General features: G+C 59.6%; 17 protein-coding genes. 3 read left to right on the forward strand and 14 right to left on the reverse strand.

Annotated features, from left to right (window positions below):
- Positions 1-45: 45 nt before the first annotated feature.
- Together ACQ4LH_RS04170 and cobA are read left to right on the forward strand one after the other, a co-directional pair.
- Positions 46-1,713: a protein kinase domain-containing protein gene (locus ACQ4LH_RS04170; protein ID WP_430696056.1), complete on the forward strand. Its 1,668-nt coding sequence runs from the start codon at positions 46-48 to the stop codon at positions 1,711-1,713.
- A 359-nt stretch (positions 1,714-2,072) separates the two neighbouring features.
- Positions 2,073-2,810, forward strand: coding sequence for a uroporphyrinogen-III C-methyltransferase (gene cobA / locus ACQ4LH_RS04175; protein WP_430696057.1), 738 nt, complete (start codon positions 2,073-2,075; stop codon positions 2,808-2,810).
- Positions 2,811-2,988: 178 nt separating this feature from the next.
- Here cobA and ACQ4LH_RS04180 read toward each other — a convergent pair whose 3' ends face one another.
- The 9 genes from ACQ4LH_RS04180 to ppsA form a co-directional block, all read right to left on the reverse strand.
- A complete protein-coding gene (locus tag ACQ4LH_RS04180; RefSeq protein WP_430696058.1) occupies positions 2,989-3,954 on the reverse strand; it encodes an OmpA family protein in 966 nt (321 codons plus the stop codon).
- A gap of 99 nt (positions 3,955-4,053) precedes the next feature.
- Positions 4,054-4,653: an RNA polymerase sigma factor SigX gene (sigX, locus tag ACQ4LH_RS04185; protein ID WP_430696059.1), complete on the reverse strand. Its 600-nt coding sequence runs from the start codon at positions 4,651-4,653 to the stop codon at positions 4,054-4,056.
- 88 nt (positions 4,654-4,741) lie between these two features.
- Entirely contained in the window at positions 4,742-5,557 is an 816-nt protein-coding gene (locus ACQ4LH_RS04190) for a mechanosensitive ion channel family protein (RefSeq protein ID WP_430696060.1), read from the reverse strand.
- Positions 5,558-5,559: 2 nt separating this feature from the next.
- Positions 5,560-5,805, reverse strand: coding sequence for a CrfX protein (locus tag ACQ4LH_RS04195; protein WP_108488145.1), 246 nt, complete (start codon positions 5,803-5,805; stop codon positions 5,560-5,562).
- Between the two features lie 54 nt (positions 5,806-5,859).
- Positions 5,860-6,855: a zinc transporter ZntB gene (locus ACQ4LH_RS04200; protein WP_430696061.1), complete on the reverse strand. Its 996-nt coding sequence runs from the start codon at positions 6,853-6,855 to the stop codon at positions 5,860-5,862.
- Between the two features lie 20 nt (positions 6,856-6,875).
- On the reverse strand, positions 6,876-7,364 hold the full coding sequence (rraA, locus tag ACQ4LH_RS04205) for a ribonuclease E activity regulator RraA (RefSeq protein ID WP_090255901.1): 489 nt from the start codon (positions 7,362-7,364) through the stop codon (positions 6,876-6,878).
- Between the two features lie 30 nt (positions 7,365-7,394).
- Positions 7,395-7,694, reverse strand: coding sequence for a Rieske (2Fe-2S) protein (locus tag ACQ4LH_RS04210; protein WP_430696062.1), 300 nt, complete (start codon positions 7,692-7,694; stop codon positions 7,395-7,397).
- A gap of 49 nt (positions 7,695-7,743) precedes the next feature.
- Positions 7,744-8,751, reverse strand: coding sequence for an alpha/beta fold hydrolase (locus ACQ4LH_RS04215; RefSeq protein ID WP_430696063.1), 1,008 nt, complete (start codon positions 8,749-8,751; stop codon positions 7,744-7,746).
- Positions 8,752-8,815: 64 nt separating this feature from the next.
- The gene (gene ppsA, locus ACQ4LH_RS04220) at positions 8,816-11,191 is read right to left on the reverse strand and encodes a phosphoenolpyruvate synthase (RefSeq protein WP_430696064.1); all 2,376 of its coding nucleotides are present in this window, start codon (positions 11,189-11,191) and stop codon (positions 8,816-8,818) included.
- A 198-nt stretch (positions 11,192-11,389) separates the two neighbouring features.
- On the opposite strand from ppsA, the gene ppsR reads away from it, so the two are divergent.
- Complete coding sequence (gene ppsR, locus ACQ4LH_RS04225; protein ID WP_304867712.1) at positions 11,390-12,208, forward strand: posphoenolpyruvate synthetase regulatory kinase/phosphorylase PpsR; 819 nt, start codon at positions 11,390-11,392, stop codon at positions 12,206-12,208.
- 67 nt (positions 12,209-12,275) lie between these two features.
- On the opposite strand, the gene prpF is transcribed toward ppsR, so the two are convergent.
- The 5 genes from prpF to ACQ4LH_RS04250 form a co-directional block, all read right to left on the reverse strand.
- Positions 12,276-13,463, reverse strand: coding sequence for a 2-methylaconitate cis-trans isomerase PrpF (gene prpF, locus ACQ4LH_RS04230; RefSeq protein WP_430696065.1), 1,188 nt, complete (start codon positions 13,461-13,463; stop codon positions 12,276-12,278).
- 47 nt (positions 13,464-13,510) lie between these two features.
- Entirely contained in the window at positions 13,511-16,120 is a 2,610-nt protein-coding gene (gene acnD / locus ACQ4LH_RS04235; protein ID WP_430696144.1) for a Fe/S-dependent 2-methylisocitrate dehydratase AcnD, read from the reverse strand.
- Positions 16,121-16,131: 11 nt separating this feature from the next.
- Entirely contained in the window at positions 16,132-17,292 is a 1,161-nt protein-coding gene (gene prpC, locus ACQ4LH_RS04240; RefSeq protein WP_430696066.1) for a bifunctional 2-methylcitrate synthase/citrate synthase, read from the reverse strand.
- A 68-nt stretch (positions 17,293-17,360) separates the two neighbouring features.
- Complete coding sequence (prpB, locus tag ACQ4LH_RS04245; protein ID WP_397493199.1) at positions 17,361-18,245, reverse strand: methylisocitrate lyase; 885 nt, start codon at positions 18,243-18,245, stop codon at positions 17,361-17,363.
- Positions 18,242-18,979 carry a GntR family transcriptional regulator gene (locus ACQ4LH_RS04250; RefSeq protein ID WP_430696067.1) on the reverse strand — a complete coding sequence of 246 codons (738 nt, stop codon included), beginning with the start codon at positions 18,977-18,979 and terminating at the stop codon, positions 18,242-18,244. Before ACQ4LH_RS04250 ends, prpB begins: the two co-directional genes overlap by 4 nt.
- Positions 18,980-19,261: the final 282 nt, after the last annotated feature.

Below are 19,261 nucleotides of genomic sequence, written 5' to 3' on the forward strand. Positions count from 1 at the left end.
CCTTTGCCTCAGCGCTTCTTCAGCCGCCTACCCAGGAACCTCTGCATGGCCTTGCAACTGACCTTCGGCGAAGCCAGCGCCACTGGCCCGCGTAGCGAAAATCAGGACGCCATTCGCGTGGTTACCCCGGCTCCGGCACTGGCGGCCAGCAAGGGTTACTTGTTTGCCCTCGCCGATGGCGTCAGCCAATGCGCCGACGGCGGTCTGGCGGCGCGCGCCACCCTGCAGGCCCTGGCCCTGGATTACTACTCCACCCCGGAAACCTGGGCGGTCACCCAATCGCTGGACCGTGTGCTGGTCGCGCACAACCGCTGGCTGCAAGCCAATGGCGGCGGTCAGCCGCTACTCACCACCTTGAGCGCGCTGATCCTGCGCGGCCGGCGTTTTACCCTGGCGCACGTCGGTGATTGCCGGGCCTATCGCTGGCTGAACGGCACGCTCGAGCGCCTCAGCGAAGACCATGTGTGGGAACAACCCGGCATGCAGCATGTGCTCAAGCGCGCCATGGGCCTGGACCAGCACCTGGTAATGGATTACCTGGATGGCGAGCTGCGAGAAGGCGAATGTTTCGTACTGGTCAGCGACGGTATCTGGGCCACCCTGGGCGACGCGGGCATTCAACGCATCCTCCACGATGAACAGGACCTGCCCGCCGCCAGCAGTGCGCTGGTCAATGCCGCGCACCTGGCTGGCAGTCAGGACAATGCCAGTGCTCTGCTGCTGCGCGTCGAGGCATTGCCGCAAAGCGATCTGGCCGACACCCTGGCGCAACTGCAGCACTGGCCGCTACCGACAAAACTGCGTGAAGGACAGAGCTTCGAAGGCTGGCAGGTCGAGCGACTTTTGGCCGAATCACGCCAGTCGCTGGTCTACCGGGTGCGCGATGCCCAGGCGCGGCGCTGGCTGCTGAAAACCCTGCCGCCCAGCCGCAGTGATGAACCGCAAGCCGGCCCAGCGTTGTTGCTCGAAGAATGGTTTCTACGTCGCGTGGCCGGGCGCTTCTTCGCCGAAGTGCATCCGCTGCCGCAGCGTCAGCATCTGTATTACGTGCAGCGCGAATACGCCGGGCAAACCTTGGCGGAGCATCTGCGCCTGAGCGGCCCGCTGGGGCTACCGGAATGGCTGGACATCGCCCCGCGGCTGATCAAAGCCCTGGGTATGCTGCATCGGCGCAATATCCTGCACCGCGATATCAAGCCGGAAAACCTGCTGTGGGGCGATGACGGCGAGCTGCGCGTGCTGGATTTCGGTCTGGCCTACTGCCCCGGCCTGACCCGTGATGAAGCCTGCGAGCTGCCCGGCACCCCCAGTTATATCGCCCCCGAAGCCTTTACCGGCGTCGCCCCCAGTCCACAGCAGGATCTCTACAGCGCAGGCGTAACCCTGTATTTCCTACTCACCGGACACTACCCCTACGGCGAAATTGAAGCCTTTCAGCATCCACGCTTTGGCCAACCGGCCCCAGCCAGCCGCTATCGCCCGGATTTACCCAGCTGGGTCGATGACAGCCTCAACCGAGCCCTTAGTGCCGAGCCCAAGCAGCGCTATGAAACCGCCGAAGAATGGCTGCTAACTCTAGAGCAAGCGGAACGCAAATCCCTTAGCAGCCGGCCACGGCCACTGCTGGAACGTGAACCGCTGCTGGTCTGGCGCGGCGTGGCGTTGTTTTCCCTGCTGCTGAACCTGGCCCTGCTGATCGGGCTGCTGCGTTAAAGCCGCAACTTGCGCACCAATACTGCGCAAGGCGCCTTTAAACGGTGCGTAAAGACTTCGCAAATCAGCTGTAACTCGCTGATAAACCTTGAAAATACGCACTAATCAAGTTGGCACAGGCTCTGCATTGGTAATCGCACAATTTAATAAAGCGCGGCCTCAACGAAGAAGGCTGCACTTCCCGATAGAACGGGACTTGGACAAAGGCGTCCTCGCTAGGTGACTAGCGGGACGCCTTTTTTGTTTTGCGTGAGTTTTTTTCAGCAGATTGCTGGCCACCTAAATGACTGTTGCAACACGGCTGCTGCGTAGCCAAATCAAACCACTGCTGGTGATGCACAAGGGCTGAGGAGATCAATATGAGCGCAAAAGTCTGGCTGGTAGGCGCAGGCCCCGGTGACCCGGAGTTGCTGACCCTCAAGGCGGTTAAAGCCCTGAACCAAGCCGAAATCGTGATGATTGATGACCTGGTCAATCCAGCCGTACTGGAGCATTGCCCCAACGCGCGGATTATGCCGGTAGGCAAACGTGGCGGTTGCCGCTCCACTCCACAGGCGTTTATCCATCGCCTGATGCTGCGTTATGCGCGCCAGGGTAAATGCGTGGTGCGCCTAAAAGGCGGCGATCCCTGCATCTTCGGCCGTGGCAGCGAAGAAGCCGACTGGCTGAGCGAGCATGGTATCGAGGTGGAGATGGTCAATGGCATCACCGCAGGCCTGGCCGGAGCCACCAACTGCGGCATCCCCCTGACGCTACGCGGCGTAGCCCGCGGAGTCACCCTGGTCACCGCGCATACCCAAGACGACAGCAGCCTCAACTGGCCCGCCCTGGCTCAAAGCGGCACAACCTTGGTGGTGTATATGGGCGTGGCCAAACTGGCAGAAATTCGCGAAAGCCTACTGGCCGGCGGCATGCGCGCCGACATGCCCGTGGCCTTGATCGAGAACGCCTCGCTACCACACCAACGTGAGTGCCGCAGCAGCCTCGCGGCCATGCAACAAGCCGCCCACGACTTCAAATTGAAAAGCCCGGCCATTCTGGTGATTGGTGAGGTCGCGGCTCAACCTAACATGCAGCTAGCTGCTATCAGCGCCTAACCGCTTCGCGCTCCGCGAAGTTCCCCTTGCCCGCCACAAGCGGGCTTTTTTCTGCCCGATCATCCATCGTTGCAACCCAATAGATCGCTGTCATGTGATGTTAAAAGCGTCTTCCCGATATTTCTCGCAGGCAAAGAAAAACCCGGCCGAAGCCGGGTTTTCTATGTAGCCAGACCAATTACTGCTGGATCTGAGCTTCTACTTCAGCTTCTACACGGCGGTTAACAGCGCGGCCAGCGTCGGTAGCGTTGTCAGCAACCGGACGAGCTTCGCCGTAGCCAGCAGCGTTAACGCGAGCAGCGTCTACACCGTACTGGTTGACCAGGACGTCACGAACAGCGCTTGCACGACGCTCGGACAGGTTCTGGTTGTAGGCGTCGCTGCCTTTGGAGTCAGTATGACCTTCAACCACGGTGGTGGTCTGTGGGTACTGCTTCATGAAGTCAGCCAGGTTCTTGATGTCGCCGTAGCTTTCTTCTTTAACGCTGGCTTTGTCGAAGTCGAACTTAACGTCCAGCTCAACACGAACCAGTTCCATTGGCTCTTCAGCAGCAACTGGCTCTGGAGTCGGTTCAACAGCAGCAACGGCAACCGGAGCCGGCTTGCTGCCGCCACCGAAGTTCATGCCGACACCGACGCTTGGAGCCCACTCGGTGTCGCCCTGGTCGATGTTGTACTGAGCTTCAACGCCAGCACGGGCGTAGAAGTTGTCAGTGAAGTAGTACTTGGCACCGCCGCCGATGTTGGCGAAGGTGGAGCCGTTACGACCATTGCGACCGGACTGACCGATGCTCTGATCCGAGAAACCTGCAGAAACGTAAGGACGCAGTGCGTCGCCAGCGTTGTTGAAGTGGTACAAAGCATCCAGAGCGGTGTTCGAGCCCTTGATGTTGCGGCCGTCTTCGCCACGAGCGTTGTGCACTTCGTCGTAGGCCAGGCGCAGTTCAACGTCGTCAGTCAGGTAGTAGCCGATGCTACCGCCGAACAGGTTGCCGTTGTTTTTAAAGTCACGGGCGCTGTCGAAGATTTCCTTCTTGGCAAAACCCTCCACTTCGACAGCGCCTTGACCCTGAGCCAGAACGCTGAGGGAGGATGTGGCCAACAACGAGCCAATGACAACGCCTAAAGTGTTTTTCAATTTCATTACTAATGTTCCCTATCTTGGTGGTCAGTAAGTTGTCTGACAGACACAAGACAACTCAGCCGGCTATTCTAACAGAATTAACCGTTAGCTATGACGGCTTTATTCAAGATAAGTTTCAGTACTATCGGAAAATTTCTCGCGCAGACGATCGAGTGCGCGCTTATAGCGCATTTTCGTGGCACTCAAGCCCATATGCATGATGTCGGCAATCTCTTGAAACTCCAGCTCTGCGACAAAACGTAGCACCAGAATTTCCCGATCTATCGGATTGACGTGCACCAGCCAACGATCAAGACCGGCTTTATCTTCAGGCTTTGGCGCCTTTTCCTCGGACGCTTCTTCAAGCGGGTCCAAACTTAAGGCGTCAATAAGACGGCGTTTACGCCGTTCTTTGCGATATTGAGTAATACATTCGTTGTAGGTAATGCTGTACAGCCAGGTTTTGAACTTTGATTTACCCTCAAAGTTCTTAAGGCCATATAAGACCTTGAGCATGACCTCCTGACAAACATCATCAGCATCACGGTCATTACCCAAATAACGCGCGCACACATTGAACAACGTGCGCTGGTAACGACGCATCAGCTCTTCATAAGCGCGGGTTATGTGGAATAACTCGTCACGGGAACGCGCCACCAACTCTTCGTCCGAGAGTTCGCGGGGGTCGTAACGCAGAGACGCAGATTGGGCTTTATTCAAAACGAGTCGGGCCGACAGTCAGGACAAAAGCCAGCGCAGCCTGCAATTCAGGCTGCGGATTGGCCGCATACAATAGCAGGGATTGGCCTTAGCGGCTGCTTACCTGCTGCTCGAGCAAGGTACGGTTGGCCACTGAAATCAGCTCGCCGGCTTCCGTCAGCAATGTGGTTTTGACCGTACCAATTTCCTCGATCTGCCCTTCGACCGCACCGACCTGCACTTGTTGCCCAACCTCATACAACTCGCGCACATAAATGCCGGCCAGAATCTGGCTGGCAATATCCCGACTGCCCAGCCCCAGCGCCAGAGCGACCGCCAGACCCACCGAGATCAGCACGATGGCGATCACGTTGTTGAGCAGGTCGGTCTTAACCTCCAGTTGGCCAATCGCCACCGAGATGCTGATGATGATCACCAGCCCCTGGGCAACGCGACCCAACCCGCTCGCATAATCCAGCCCTACACCTTCTGCGGCGCCGCGCACCAGGCCGCTGACCAGTTGCGCCAGCAGCACGCCAGCGAGCAGCACCAAGGCTGCACCAAAGACTTTCGGTAGGTACAAGGCCAGTACATCAAGCGTCGCGGAAACCCGCTCCAGCCCCAGGGACTCAGCGGCCGTAACCAGGAAGATCAACAGCACGAACCAGTAGACAATCTTGCCGATCAGGGTCGATACCGGCACCTGAATGCCGGCACGGCTCAGCAACTTGGTCAGGCCCGTACCGGCCATCAGGCGATCCAGACCGATCTTGCCGAGCAATTTCGACAGCAGTGTGTCGAGGAACTTGGCCACCACAAAACCCAGCAGTACCACCACCATCGCGCCAAACAGACGCGGGATAAAGGCGGCAATCGGGGTCCAAACGCTGGCCATCGCGTCAACCAGAACTTGAGTAAATTCCATGCTCAGTCAGCCTTATTAACAGTTGATTCGGTGGTTTTACGACGCGAGACCGGCGCCACATGCGCCGAGCCGTTATTCAGTGCCAGCATCAGTGCGCCAGCCCAGTGCCCCATCAGGGCAAACAGATCACCGGCGCCGACCTGGCGGTTGGCGGTTTTCAGCACGCGATGCAAACAGGCGTCATCGTCGTGACTCGAGGTGGGCGACTTGAGCAAATCGCGCAGTGATTCTTCAAAGGGATCGTGCATGGCGCACCTCACAGGATGTGACGGCTAGACGAGGTGAATACGGAGCAAGTCACATCAGATCCAGCGCAAGCGACGAAACAGCAGCCACTGCACCAGCGCCACCGCAGCCATCAACGAACACGCCAGAAGAAACCCATAAGGGCTTTCCGAGCCTGGAATACCGCCAACATTAATACCGAGCAAGCCGGTGAGAAAACTCATCGGCAGGAAAATCCCGGTGATGATGCCGAAGCGGTACATGGTGTGGTTCATCCGCTCATCCATGCGCCGATTCTCAGCCTCCAGCAGCAGGTTGACCCGTTCACGGCTCAGCTCGAGCTCTTCAAGGTAGCGCGTCAGACGGTTGTTCAGTTCGTTCCAGTAACTGCTATCGGCGCCAACCAGCCAGGCCTGAGCACTGGCCGTGAGCTGCCCATAGATATCCCGCTGCGGGGAGAGAAAACGTCTCAGGCTGGCGGCGCGCCGGCGGATTTGCAGCAATGCTGAATGGTCAGGGGCCTGGCTCTCCAGCGCATCGGCACGTTCTTCCTGATCGTCGACCTGCTCGGACAACTCGCCGACCAGCAGCTCGATCTTGTCGGTCAGGTAATGCGCCAGACGCAGAATCAGCTCAGCCGAGGTTTTCGGCCCCCTGCCCGCCAGCAAGTCCTCGATCAAGGCTTCGGTTGCGTGCAAAGGCCGCAAGCGCAGGGAGATAGCACGCTGGGCATCGGCAAAGATGCGCACCGACACCATGTCCTCGGGTTCTGCCCCAGGGTTGAGGTTCAGGCCACGCAGGAACAGCAGCAGTTGCTGTTCAGGCAGCGCCAACAGACGCGGACGGGTGTTCTCCTCCAGCAGCAGATCGCAGGCAAAGCCGCTCAGGCCACTCTCTGTACGCAACCAAGTGTGCGTCTGCGGATGGCTGCGATCCCAATGCAGCCAGAGGCTTTCCTGCTCGCCCAGCACCAGGCCGTGCAGTTCCTGCCGGGCAATGCTGCGGGCGCCGCCCTGACCATTAAGGACAAAGGCGTGCACCAGGCCCCATTGCGCGTTGTCACCTTCGTGCATGACGGTTTCCTGCAAGCGCCCTACTCCGGCATCTGCAGCGCAGACGGCGAGATGATCACGCCATTGTTGTCGGCATAAATAAACTCGCCCGGACGGAAGGTCACGCCGCCGAAGGTCACCGCGACATTGAGGTCACCGATGCCGCGCTTGTCGGTTTTCATCGGGTGGCTGGCCAGGGCCTGGATGCCCAGATCGGTCTGCGCCAGTACGTCGACATCGCGCACGCAGCCATACACCACAATGCCTTCCCAGCCATTCTTCGCGGCTTTCTCGGCAAGCATGTCGCCCAAGAGCGCGCGGCGCATGGAAGCACCACCGTCAACCACCAGCACCTTGCCTTTACCTGGCAGGTCAACCTGCTCTTTGACCAGCGAGTTGTCCTCGAAACACTTGACGGTGACGATCTCGCCACCGAAGGAATCGCGACCACCGAAGTTGCTGAACATCGGCTCAACCACCTGGACCAGCTCCGGGTAGGCGTCGCACAGATCGGGAGTGATGTAGTGCATGGCAAAGCTCCTTGGATAGTGTGAAGGTGCTTACAGGTCGATCCCGACCCGATCCGCATCATAAGCCACAGGCAAATACACAAGATTGGTGCATGGCGCACTCAACGCGCGGCCACTGGCCAGCTCAAACTCAATTCCGTGCCGCGGGCAGCGCAGCACACCAGCAGTGATGCTGGCCTTATCCAGCGCCGCACCTTGATGGGGGCAGCGGTTTTCCAGCAGCAAGGTACGACCTTCGACCACCATCAGCAGCAGACTACGCCCCTGCAGCTGAAAAACCTGCCGATAGCCGTCATCCAGGTTGAGCACGCGTTCAAGAGCTATAAACATCGCACCTGCGCCTTCGCGGCAAACGTGAACCGCGATACTAGCCGCAAGCTTACTCAGCGGAAACGGCTTTATTGCCCTCTAATTCGCCGCTCTCAAGCTCGGCAGCCACCTGCGGACTCTTGCGCAGCCACTGCTCGACCAACGGCCAGACCTCACGCTGCGCTTCTTTGCTGACAAGCATTTCGACATGGCCAAAATCACCGCTAAAGCCATGCTTTTTGCCTAGGCAGAGAAACTCACTCAGGGGCGAACCGAATTGCTTGAGCAACTTCTCGCAGGCCCAGGCCGGGTCCTGATGATCGCCAAGCGCGGCAACAGCCATAACCGGCACGCGTACCTCAGCCAGGCCAGCCCACCAATCGCGATCAGCGTCGCCAAAACGGCCGAACAAGCCATGCCAACGCAAGCTTTCCACCGCCAGGCCAATCGGCTCATCCTCGGGGCCGCGTTTGAGCCGCGAACCGGAAATCACCGAGAAGCGCTTCAGCAGCAAACGGCTGCCCCACTCCAGCGGCGGCACCTTCAGCGGCCAGTAAACTCGGCTGACCTGGCTGCCGAACAACACAGCGGAGGCGACTTTGCTTTCACTCAGGTAATGCCCGCCGAGCGCCCCGGCGAGCGTAATCCCGCCGAGCGAATGGCCCAACCAGTGGGCCTTCTGCGGATTTTGCTCATGGACAAAATCGGCAATCGCCGGCAAGTCGTAGCGCACGTAATCACTGACCGTGTTACGTGAATAGTCGCGGTTACGCGGCGATAAACCGTGGCCGCGCATTTCGGCGATCCATACATCAAAACCGGCGCGCGCCAGGTAAGGCCCCAGGCCAATGCACTTGGGTGAATACCAGAAGCGCCGATTGGAAAAACTACCGGGAAGCAGAATCACCGGCACGCCGCGATTCTGCTCATGCCCGGCACGGCCGAGACGGGTCAGTGCCAGTTCGACACTGCTATCCGGACTGTTGCCGGGCTTGAGGCGATAGACATCCTCGCTCAAATCGCCACGGAACTCCGCGCTAATCAAGGCGACGGGGAAAAGCTCACTGCTGCTTTGCATTTTTGCTCTGGCGTAAAAAAAGGGCAGGTTCAACCCGCCCTTGAATAGAGATTTTAAAACGCTATCAGGCCGGCGCTTGGCCTTCGGCCAGGAAGAACCAGGTATCGAGCACCGAATCCGGGTTCAGCGACACGCTTTCGATGCCCTGTTCCATCAGCCAGCGCGCCAGATCCGGGTGATCCGAAGGGCCCTGACCGCAGATACCGATGTACTTGCCGGCCTTGTTACAGGCCTGGATGGCGTTGCTCAGCAGCTTCTTCACCGCCGGATTACGCTCATCAAACAGGTGCGCGACAATGCCGGAGTCACGATCCAGCCCCAGGGTCAGCTGAGTCAGATCGTTGGAACCGATGGAGAAACCGTCGAAGAATTCGAGGAACTCTTCAGCCAGAATCGCGTTGGATGGCAGTTCGCACATCATGATGACCTTCAGGCCATCCTGACCACGGGCCAGGCCGTTGGCGGCGAGCAGCTCGACTACCTGACTGGCTTCGCCGAGGGTGCGCACGAACGGCACCATAATCTCGACGTTGGTCAGGCCCATCTCGTTGCGCACTTTCTTCAGCGCACGGCATTCCAGCTCGAAGCAGTCGCGGAACGATTCGCTGATGTAACGCGAAGCGCCACGGAAGCCCAGCATCGGGTTTTCTTCTTCCGGCTCATACAGCTTGCCGCCGATCAGGTTGGCGTATTCGTTGGACTTGAAGTCCGACAGACGCACGATGACCTTCTTCGGCCAGAACGCCGCAGCCAGGGTGCTGATGCCCTCAACCAGTTTCTCGACGTAGAAATTGACTGGATCGTCGTAACCCGCAATGCGTTTCTCGACGCTGTCCTTGATCTCCGGCGGCAGGCCGGCGAAGTTCAGCAGCGCTTTAGGGTGCACGCCAATCATGCGGTTGATGATGAACTCCAGACGCGCCAGGCCAACACCTTCGTTAGGGAGTTGAGCGAAGTCGAAGGCGCGATCCGGGTTACCGACGTTCATCATGATCTTGAACGGCAGATCGGGCATGGCATCGACCGAGTTTTTGCGGATGTCAAAGCCCAGCTCGCCTTCGAAGATAAAGCCGGTGTCACCTTCGGCGCAGGATACAGTCACGCCCATGCCGTCTTTCAGCACCTGGGTGGCGTTGCCGCAGCCGACTACCGCCGGAATACCCAGTTCACGAGCGATGATCGCCGCGTGGCAGGTACGCCCGCCGCGGTTGGTGACGATGGCGCTGGCGCGCTTCATCACGGGTTCCCAGTCCGGATCGGTCATGTCAGAGACCAGCACATCGCCAGGCTGGACTTTGTCCATCTCGGACACGTCATGGATGACCCGCACGCGGCCTGCACCGATCTTCTGACCGATAGCACGACCTTCCACCAGCACGGTGCCGGTTTCCTTAAGCAGGTAGCGCTCCATCACATTGACATTGGTGCGGCTTTTCACCGTTTCAGGGCGCGCCTGAACGATATACAGCTTGCCGTCGTCGCCATCTTTGGCCCACTCGATGTCCATCGGGCGACCGTAGTGCTTCTCGATGATCATCGCCTGCTTGGCCAGCTCGCTGACCTCGGCATCGCTCAGGCAGAAGCGCGCGCGTTCGGCGCGATCGACATCAACGACCTTGACCGATTTACCGGCCTTGGCTTCGTCACCGTAGATCATCTTGATGGCTTTGCTGCCCAGATTGCGGCGCAGAATGGCCGGGCGACCCGCCTCCAGCGTCTGCTTGTGTACATAGAATTCGTCAGGGTTGACCGCGCCCTGCACTACTGTTTCGCCGAGACCGTAGGCGCCAGTGATAAACACCACGTCGCGGAAGCCCGATTCGGTATCGAGGGTGAACATCACGCCGGCGGTGCCGGTTTCCGAACGCACCATGCGCTGCACGCCGGCAGACAGGGCGACCAGCTTGTGGTCGAAGCCCTGGTGCACGCGGTAAGCGATGGCGCGGTCGTTGAACAGCGAGGCGAATACCTCTTTGGCCGCGCGGATCACGTTTTCAACGCCACGAATGTTCAGGAAGGTTTCCTGCTGGCCGGCAAACGAGGCGTCCGGCAGATCTTCGGCGGTGGCCGATGAGCGCACGGCAACGGCCATATTGTCGTTACCAGCGGACATTTCGGCGAAGGCGGTGCGAATCTGTGCGTTCAACTCTTCAGGGAAGGACGCATCCATCACCCACTGGCGAATCTGCGCACCGGTCTTGGCCAGAGCGTTGACGTCATCGACATCAAGGGCATCCAGCGCCGCATGGATCTGCGCGTTCAGACCGCTCAGCTCGAGAAAGTCCCGGTAGGCCTGGGCTGTGGTGGCGAAACCACCGGGCACCGACACTCCGGCACCGGCAAGGTTGCTGATCATCTCGCCCAGGGAGGCGTTCTTGCCCCCTACGTGCTCAACATCGTGGTTGCCGAGCTTATCGAGGGAAACTACGTACTCTACCAAGGTGATCTCTCCACTAAATGTTGGAAAAGCTCAGAACCCATTCAAGGCTCTCTAGGGGCTGGGAAGCTCGGCGGCAGACATGCCCGCACGATTGTGGCCTGGCCCTGGAAAATAAGTAACAATGCCGGCCAGATCGGCCCTGCAAAGGCGGGCCTATGATAGCCAAGATTCGTCCTCAGCTTAAGGCCCATGGTGCAAATGAAACGAACCGCGTTTTTCATCTCAGATGGCACCGGCATAACCGCCGAAACCCTGGGCCAGAGTCTGCTGGCACAGTTTGAAACCATCGACTTCACCAAACTCACGCGACCCTACATCGACAGCGTGGAAAAAGCGCGCGCAATGGTACAACAAATCAACACCGCAGCAGAGAAAGACGGCGCGCGGCCGATCATCTTCGACACCATCGTCAATCAGGACATTCGCGACATCCTGGCCGAGTCCGATGGTTTTATGATCGATATCTTCTCGACCTTTCTCGCCCCGCTGGAGCAGGAACTGACGTCGCACTCCTCCTACTCGGTCGGCAAGTCCCACTCTATCGGGCATAACTCCAATTATATGGAGCGTATCGAGGCGGTGAACTTCGCGCTCGATAACGATGACGGCGCACGCACCCACTACTACGACAAGGCCGATCTGATCCTGGTCGGCGTCTCGCGCTGCGGTAAAACTCCGACCTGCCTGTATATGGCAATGCAATACGGCATTCGTGCCGCAAATTATCCGCTGACCGAAGATGATATGGAGCGCTTGCAGCTGCCGGCCGTGCTGAAAAAGCACAAGGACAAGCTGTTTGGCCTGACCATCGACCCGGATCGCCTCACTGCCATTCGCCACGAGCGCAAGCCCAATAGCCGCTACGCCAGCTTCGCCCAGTGCGAGTTTGAAGTGCGCGAGGTGGAAAACCTGTTCCGCCGCGAGAACATCAACTTTATCAACTCCACTTATTTCTCCGTGGAAGAGATCTCCGCGAAGATCCTGGTGGAAAAAGGTGTTGAGCGCCGCCTCAAGTAACCCGCATAAGCCGTTGAAGCCAAACGAAAAAGCTCGAAGACTTCGAGCCTTTTCTTGTTTATACACGCTAGAAAGTATCGCCAGGCACCCGCACCCAGCCTTCCATTAATATCCGCGCGCTACGCGACATAATGGCCTTGGTTACCGTCCACTGGCCTTCGACCAGAGCCGCCTGCGCCCCAACGCGCAAGGTGCCGGACGGATGACCAAAACGCACCGATTCCCGCGCACTGCCGCCCGCCGCCAGATTGACCAAAGTGCCGGGAATCGCCGCCGCAGTGCCGATGGCCACCGCGCAGGTGCCCATCATCGCGTGGTGCAGCTTGCCCATGGACAGCGCGCGCACCAGCAGATCGATCTCGCCCGCCGTTACCGTCTTGCCGCTAGAGGAGACGTAATCCTTGGGCTTGGCCACAAAGGCAATCTTCGGCGTGTGCTGACGCGTCGCCGCCTCTTCCGCCGTCTTGATCAAACCCATGCGCAGGGCCCCCGCCACGCGGATCTTCTCGAAGCGCGCCAGTTGCTCGGGGTCGCCGTTGATCTGCTCGCGCAACTCGGTGCCGCTGTAGCCAATATCTTCGGCATTGACGAACACGGTCGGAATGCCGGCGCTGATCATGGTTGCTTTGAAGGTGCCGACTCCCGGCACCTCCAGCTCATCGACCAGATTGCCGGTGGGGAACATCGAACCACCCTCCTCGCCATCATCGGACGGATCGAGAAACTCCAGCACGATCTCGGCAGCCGGAAAGGTCACTCCATCAAGCTCGAAGTCGCCGGTTTCCTGCACCTGGCCATTGCTGACCGGCACATGGGCGATGATGGTTTTCTGGATATTCGCCTGCCAGATACGCACCACGCACACGCCGCTCTCCGGAATACGCGCCGGATCAACCAAGCCTGCATGAATGGCAAAAGCCCCGGCACCTGTGGACAGGTTGCCGCAGTTGCCGCTCCAATCGACGAAGGCCTTGTCGATCGACACCTGACCGTAGAGGTAGTCGACATCGTGATCAGGCTGGCTGCTTTTTGAGAGGATCACGCACTTGCTGGTGCTGGAGGTGGCGCCGCCCATGCCGTCGATCTGCGCGGCATAAGGGTCGGGGCTGCCGATCACCCGCATAAACAGCTTGTCGCGCGCTGCGCCCGGCACCTGGCAGCTTGGCGGCAGGTCCTGCAAGCGGAAGAACACGCCCTTGCTGGTGCCGCCACGCATATAAGTGGCGGCAATCTTGATCTGGGCTGGATAAGCCATAACGCGCTCCTGAAAAAAGACCAGGGCGTTGTCGCCCCGGTGGTGGATCAGCCCTGGGTCGACTCGAGGAAGTCCTGAGCAAAGCGCTGCAACACGCCGCCAGCGTTGTAGACGTTGACTTCGGCGGCGGTATCCAGACGGCAGGTCACCGGCACTTTGACCACGTCGCCATTGCGACGATTGACCACCAGAGTCAGCTCGCAGCGTGGCGACAGCTCACCCTGAATGTCATAGGTTTCAGTGCCGTCAAGGCCCAGGGTCAGGCGGGTGGTGCCCGGCTTGAACTCGACCGGCAGCACGCCCATGCCGACCAGGTTGGTTCGGTGAATGCGCTCGAAGCCTTCGGCGACTATCACTTCCACGCCCGCCAGGCGTACGCCCTTGGCCGCCCAGTCACGCGAGCTGCCCTGGCCGTAGTCGGCACCGGCAACGATGATCAGGTTCTGCTTGCGATTCATGTAGGTTTCGATCGCCTCCCACATGCGCATGACCTTGCCTTCCGGCTCAACGCGCGCCAGCGAACCTTTCTTCACTACGCCGTCAACAACGGCCATTTCATTGACCAGCTCTTTGTTGGCAAAAGTAGCGCGCTGCGCCGTCAGGTGGTCGCCGCGGTGGGTGGCGTAGGAGTTGAAGTCCTCTTCCGGCAGGCCCATCTTGTGCAGGTATTCACCGGCGGCCGAGTTCATCTGGATCGCGTTAGACGGCGACAGGTGGTCGGTGGTGATGTTGTCCGGCAGGATTGCCAGCGGCAGCATGCCCTTGAGGGTACGCTCCCCGGCCAGCGCGCCCTCCCAATAAGGCGGACGGCGGATGTAGGTAGACATCGGGCGCCAGTCGTACAGCGGGCTTTCGGCTTCCTCAATGGTGCCCAGATCGAACATCGGGATGTAGATCTGCTTGAACTGCTCCGGCTTCACCGAAGCGGCAACGATTGCGTCGATTTCCTCGTCGCTCGGCCACAGATCTTTCAGGGTGATCGGGTTGCCAGCTTTATCGGTACCCAGCACGTCCTGCTCGATATCAAAGCGCACGGTACCGGCAATGGCGTAAGCCACGACCAGCGGCGGCGAAGCGAGGAAGGCCTGCTTGGCGTAGGGGTGGATACGACCATCGAAGTTGCGGTTACCGGACAGCACAGCAGTGGCGTACAGATCGCGGTCGATGATTTCCTGCTGGATTACCGGGTCCAGCGCGCCAGACATGCCGTTACAGGTGGTGCAGGCATAGCCGACAATGCCGAAGCCGAGCTTTTCCAGCTCCGACAGCAGACCGGCATCTTCCAGGTACAGCTTGGCGACTTTCGAACCAGGAGCGAACGAGGTCTTGACCCACGGTTTGCGCAGCAGCCCCAGCTCGTTGGCTTTCTTCGCCAGCAGCCCGGCGGCCACCACGTTGCGTGGGTTGGAGGTGTTGGTGCAGCTGGTGATGGCGGCGATGATTACCGCGCCATCTGGCAGCAGGCCTTCGGCTTCCTCGACCTTGCCGGAGGCCAGCTTGGCTTCATCAGCAATGCCGCGCTCTTGCAGTGCCGAAGTCGGCAGGCGCTTGTGCGGGTTGGATGGGCCAGCCATGTTGCGCACGACGGTCGACAGATCGAAGCTCAGTGCGCGCGCGTACTCGGCGGTCACCAGCGCATCGGCCCACAGACCGGTGGTCTTGGCGTAGTTCTCTACCAGCTCGATCTGCTCCGGCTCACGGCCGGTGAGCTTGAGGTAATCGATGGTTTGCTGGTCGATGTAGAACATCGAAGCGGTGGCGCCGTATTCCGGGCACATGTTGGAAATAGTCGCGCGGTCGCCGATCGACAGGCTATCCGCACCCGCGCCAAAGAACTCGACCCAGGCGCCGACCACGCGCTCCTTGCGCAGGAACTCGGTGATGGCCAAGACGATGTCGGTGGCGGTAATGCCAGGCTGGCGCTTGCCAGTGAGCTGCACGCCGACGATGTCGGGCAGGCGCATCATCGACGGCAGGCCGAGCATCACGGTTTCGGCTTCCAGACCGCCGACGCCAATGGCGATTACGCCCAGGGCATCGACGTGCGGGGTGTGCGAGTCGGTACCCACGCAGGTATCGGGGAAGGCTACGCCGCCACGCGCTTGGATCACCGGGCTCATTTTCTCCAGGTTGATCTGGTGCATGATGCCGTTACCGGCCGGGATCACGTCGACGTTCTTGAACGCGGTCTTGGTCCACTCGATAAAGTGGAAACGGTCCTCGTTGCGACGGTCTTCGATGGCGCGGTTCTTGGCGAAAGCATCCGGGTCAAAGCCCGGAGCTTCCACGGCCAGGGAGTGGTCGACAATCAGCTGGGTCGGCACTACCGGGTTGACCTTGGACGGATCACCGCCCTTCTCAGCGATGGCATCACGCAAGCCGGCCAGGTCGACCAGTGCGGTCTGGCCGAGGATGTCGTGGCACACCACGCGAGCCGGGTACCAGGGAAAATCCAGGTCCTGCTTGCGCTCGATCAGCTGCTTGAGCGAATCGGTCAGTGCGGCCGGCTCACAGCGACGCACCAGCTGCTCAGCCAGCACACGGGAGGTATAGGGCAGTTTGGCGTAGGCACCCGGGGCGATGGCATCGATCGCCTCACGGGTGTCGAAGTAGTCCAGCGCAGTGCCGGGCAGAGGCTTGCGGTACTGAGTATTCATGCTGTTCATGGTTATGGGCGATCCTTGAGCGGCACGAACTTCAGGTCTTCAGGGCCTGTATAGTTGGCGCTCGGGCGGATGATCTTGCCGTCGATGCGCTGCTCGATGACATGGCTGGACCAGCCCGAGGTGCGGGCAATCACGAACAGCGGAGTGAACATGGCGGTAGGCACGCCCATCATGTGGTAGCTGACAGCGCTGAACCAATCGAGGTTGGGGAACATCTTCTTGATTTCCCACATGGTCGATTCCAAGCGTTCGGCGATGTTGTACATCTTCATATTGCCCTGCTCTACCGACAGCTCGCGGGCCACATCCTTGATCACCTTGTTACGGGGGTCGCTCACGGTGTAAACCGGGTGACCGAAGCCGATCACCACTTCTTTCTTCTCGACGCGGGCGCGGATATCGGCCTCGGCCTCATCGGCGTTGTCGTAGCGCTTTTGAATCTCGAAGGCCACTTCGTTGGCGCCGCCGTGTTTCGGGCCACGCAGCGCGCCGATGCCACCGGCGATGCAGCTGTACATGTCGGAACCGGTACCGGCGATTACCCGCGAGGTGAAGGTGGAGGCATTGAACTCATGCTCGGCATACAGGTTGAGCGAGGTGTGCATGGCACGCACCCAGGACTCGCGCGGCTTCTCGCCATGCAGCAGATGCAGGAAGTGACCGCCGATGGAGTCGTCGTCGGTTTCCACGTCGATGCGCTTGCCGTTGTGGCTGAAGTGATACCAGTACAGCAACGCGGAACCCAGCGAGGCCATCAGCTTGTCGGCGATATCGCGGGCGCCCGGGTGGTTGTGATCGTCCTTCTCCGGCGATACGCAGCCCAGCACGGATACGGCGGTGCGCATCACATCCATCGGGTGGGCGGACGGCGGCAGCTGCTCCAGCGATACCTTCAGCGCAGCAGGCAAACCACGCAGGGCCTTGAGCTTGGCCTTGTAGCCAGCCAGTTCGGCAGCGTTGGGCAGCTTGCCGTGGACCAGCAGATGGGCAATTTCTTCGAAGTCGCAACGATTGGCGAAGTCGAGCACGTCATAGCCGCGGTAATGCAGGTCGTTGCCAGTGCGGCCGACCGTGCAAAGCGCGGTGTTACCAGCAGTGGTGCCGCTCAGGGCCACGGATTTTTTCGGCTTGACGCCTGGGGTGGTTTCTGGGGTCGCACTCATCGCTAATCTCTCCTCATCCGATCCGGTCGGTCGTTCTTTTAAGCAGGCGGCTAAGACCTGCGTTCCGGTTATTTTTTGGCAGCAAACAGCGCGTCGAGGCTCTGCTCGAAGGCGTGGTAATTGATGCGCTCATACAGCTCCATGCGGGTTTGCATGGTGTCGACCACATTCTTCTGCGTGCCGTCGCGGCGTACGGCCATATAGACGTTCTCGGCCGCCTTGTTCATGGCGCGGAAGGCCGACAGCGGGTACAGCACCAGGCCGACATCCACCGAGGCCAGCTCTTCGGTGGTGTACAGCGGCGTGGCGCCGAATTCGGTGATATTGGCCAGAATCGGCGCCTTCACTCGGTCGGCGAAGGTCTTGTACATCGCCAGCTCGGTGATGGCTTCCGGGAAAATCATGTCAGCACCGGCCTCGACACAGGCCGCGGCGCGGTCCAGCGCCGAATTCAGGCCTTCCACCGCCAGGGCATCGGTGCGCGCCATGATCACAAAGCTGTCATCGGTGCGCGCATCAACGGCCGCCTTGATGCGGTCGACCATTTCCTGCTGGGTCACGATCTCCTTATTAGGGCGATGACCGCAACGCTTGGCGCCGACCTGATCTTCAATATGAATCGCCGCCGCGCCGAACTTGATCATCGATTTGACGGTGCGCGCGACGTTGAACGCCGAGGCGCCAAAGCCAGTATCGACATCCACCAGCAGCGGCAGGTCGCACACGTCAGTGATGCGGCGCACATCGGTCAGTACGTCATCCAAACCGGTGATGCCCAAATCTGGCAAGCCGAGAGAGCCTGCCGCTACGCCGCCGCCAGACAGGTAGATCGCCTTGAAACCAGCACGTTTGGCCAGCAGCGCATGGTTGGCGTTGATCGCACCAATGACTTGCAGCGGATGCTCTTCGGCAACGGCATCACGAAAACGCTGGCCTGGACTCTTCAAGCTCATGACTCACCTCGGTTTTTGGCTGTCTTGGGATGCGCGCCCTGCCCCATGCTCATGGAATAGTGGCGCTCGATATTGCGTTTGGAGGCACCGATGTGTCGGCGCATCAATAATTCGGCCAGCTCGCCGTCACGCTCGGCAATGGCATCGAGAATGCGGTGGTGTTCGGCGAAGGCCTGATGCGGTCGGTTCGGTGTGGCGGAAAACTGCAGGCGGTACATGCGCACCAGCTGATACAGCTCGCCGCAGAGCATCTGAGTCAGGGTCTTGTTGCCGCTGCCCTGGATGATCCGGTAGTGAAAGTCGAAATCGCCTTCCTGCTGGTAATAGCCGACACCGGCCTTGAAGGCGGCGTCCTGCTCATGCAGGTCGAGTACCGCGCGCAGCTCATCGATTTCCGCCTGGGTCATGCGTTCGGCAGCCAGGCGGCAGGCCATGCCTTCCAGGGACTCACGAATTTCGTAGAGTTCGATCAGCTCGGCATGGCTAAGCGAGACCACCCGCGCGCCGATATGCGGCACACGCACCAGCAAGCGCTGGCCTTCCAGGCGATGGATCGCTTCGCGCAGCGGGCCACGACTGATGCCGTAGGTGCGCGCCAGCTCAGGCTCGGAAATCTTGCTACCCGGGGCAATCTCGCCCTTGACGATAGCTGCCTGAATACGCCGAAAAACCTGCTCGGAAAGGGTTTCAGAGTCTTCCTGACTGGACTCGAGGGGCTCAATTACATCAAGCATATTGTCGACACTGTGCGAATTAAGTGCCTAAAAATTACGCCTAGACGGCATTACTGTCAAACAAACCAATAAGATTGTTGACAGTACGCAGCACTACTTTAGTAGCCCTCAGCCGCGACCTTACTTGCATAAACGCCTATAAGCGCCTGTCCTGACTGAAAAAGCCCATGGTAGAATGCCGCCCGCTTAACGCCTGCAGAGGAATTTCTGACTGCCTGCTAGACTCCAAACCCAGGTACGCCAACTGCAACACGCGTTGCCAGCATTTGCTCAAGCCATCAT

It is taken from the genome of Pseudomonas peli (genome assembly GCF_050563605.1).
Lineage (GTDB): Bacteria > Pseudomonadota > Gammaproteobacteria > Pseudomonadales > Pseudomonadaceae > Aquipseudomonas > Aquipseudomonas peli_A.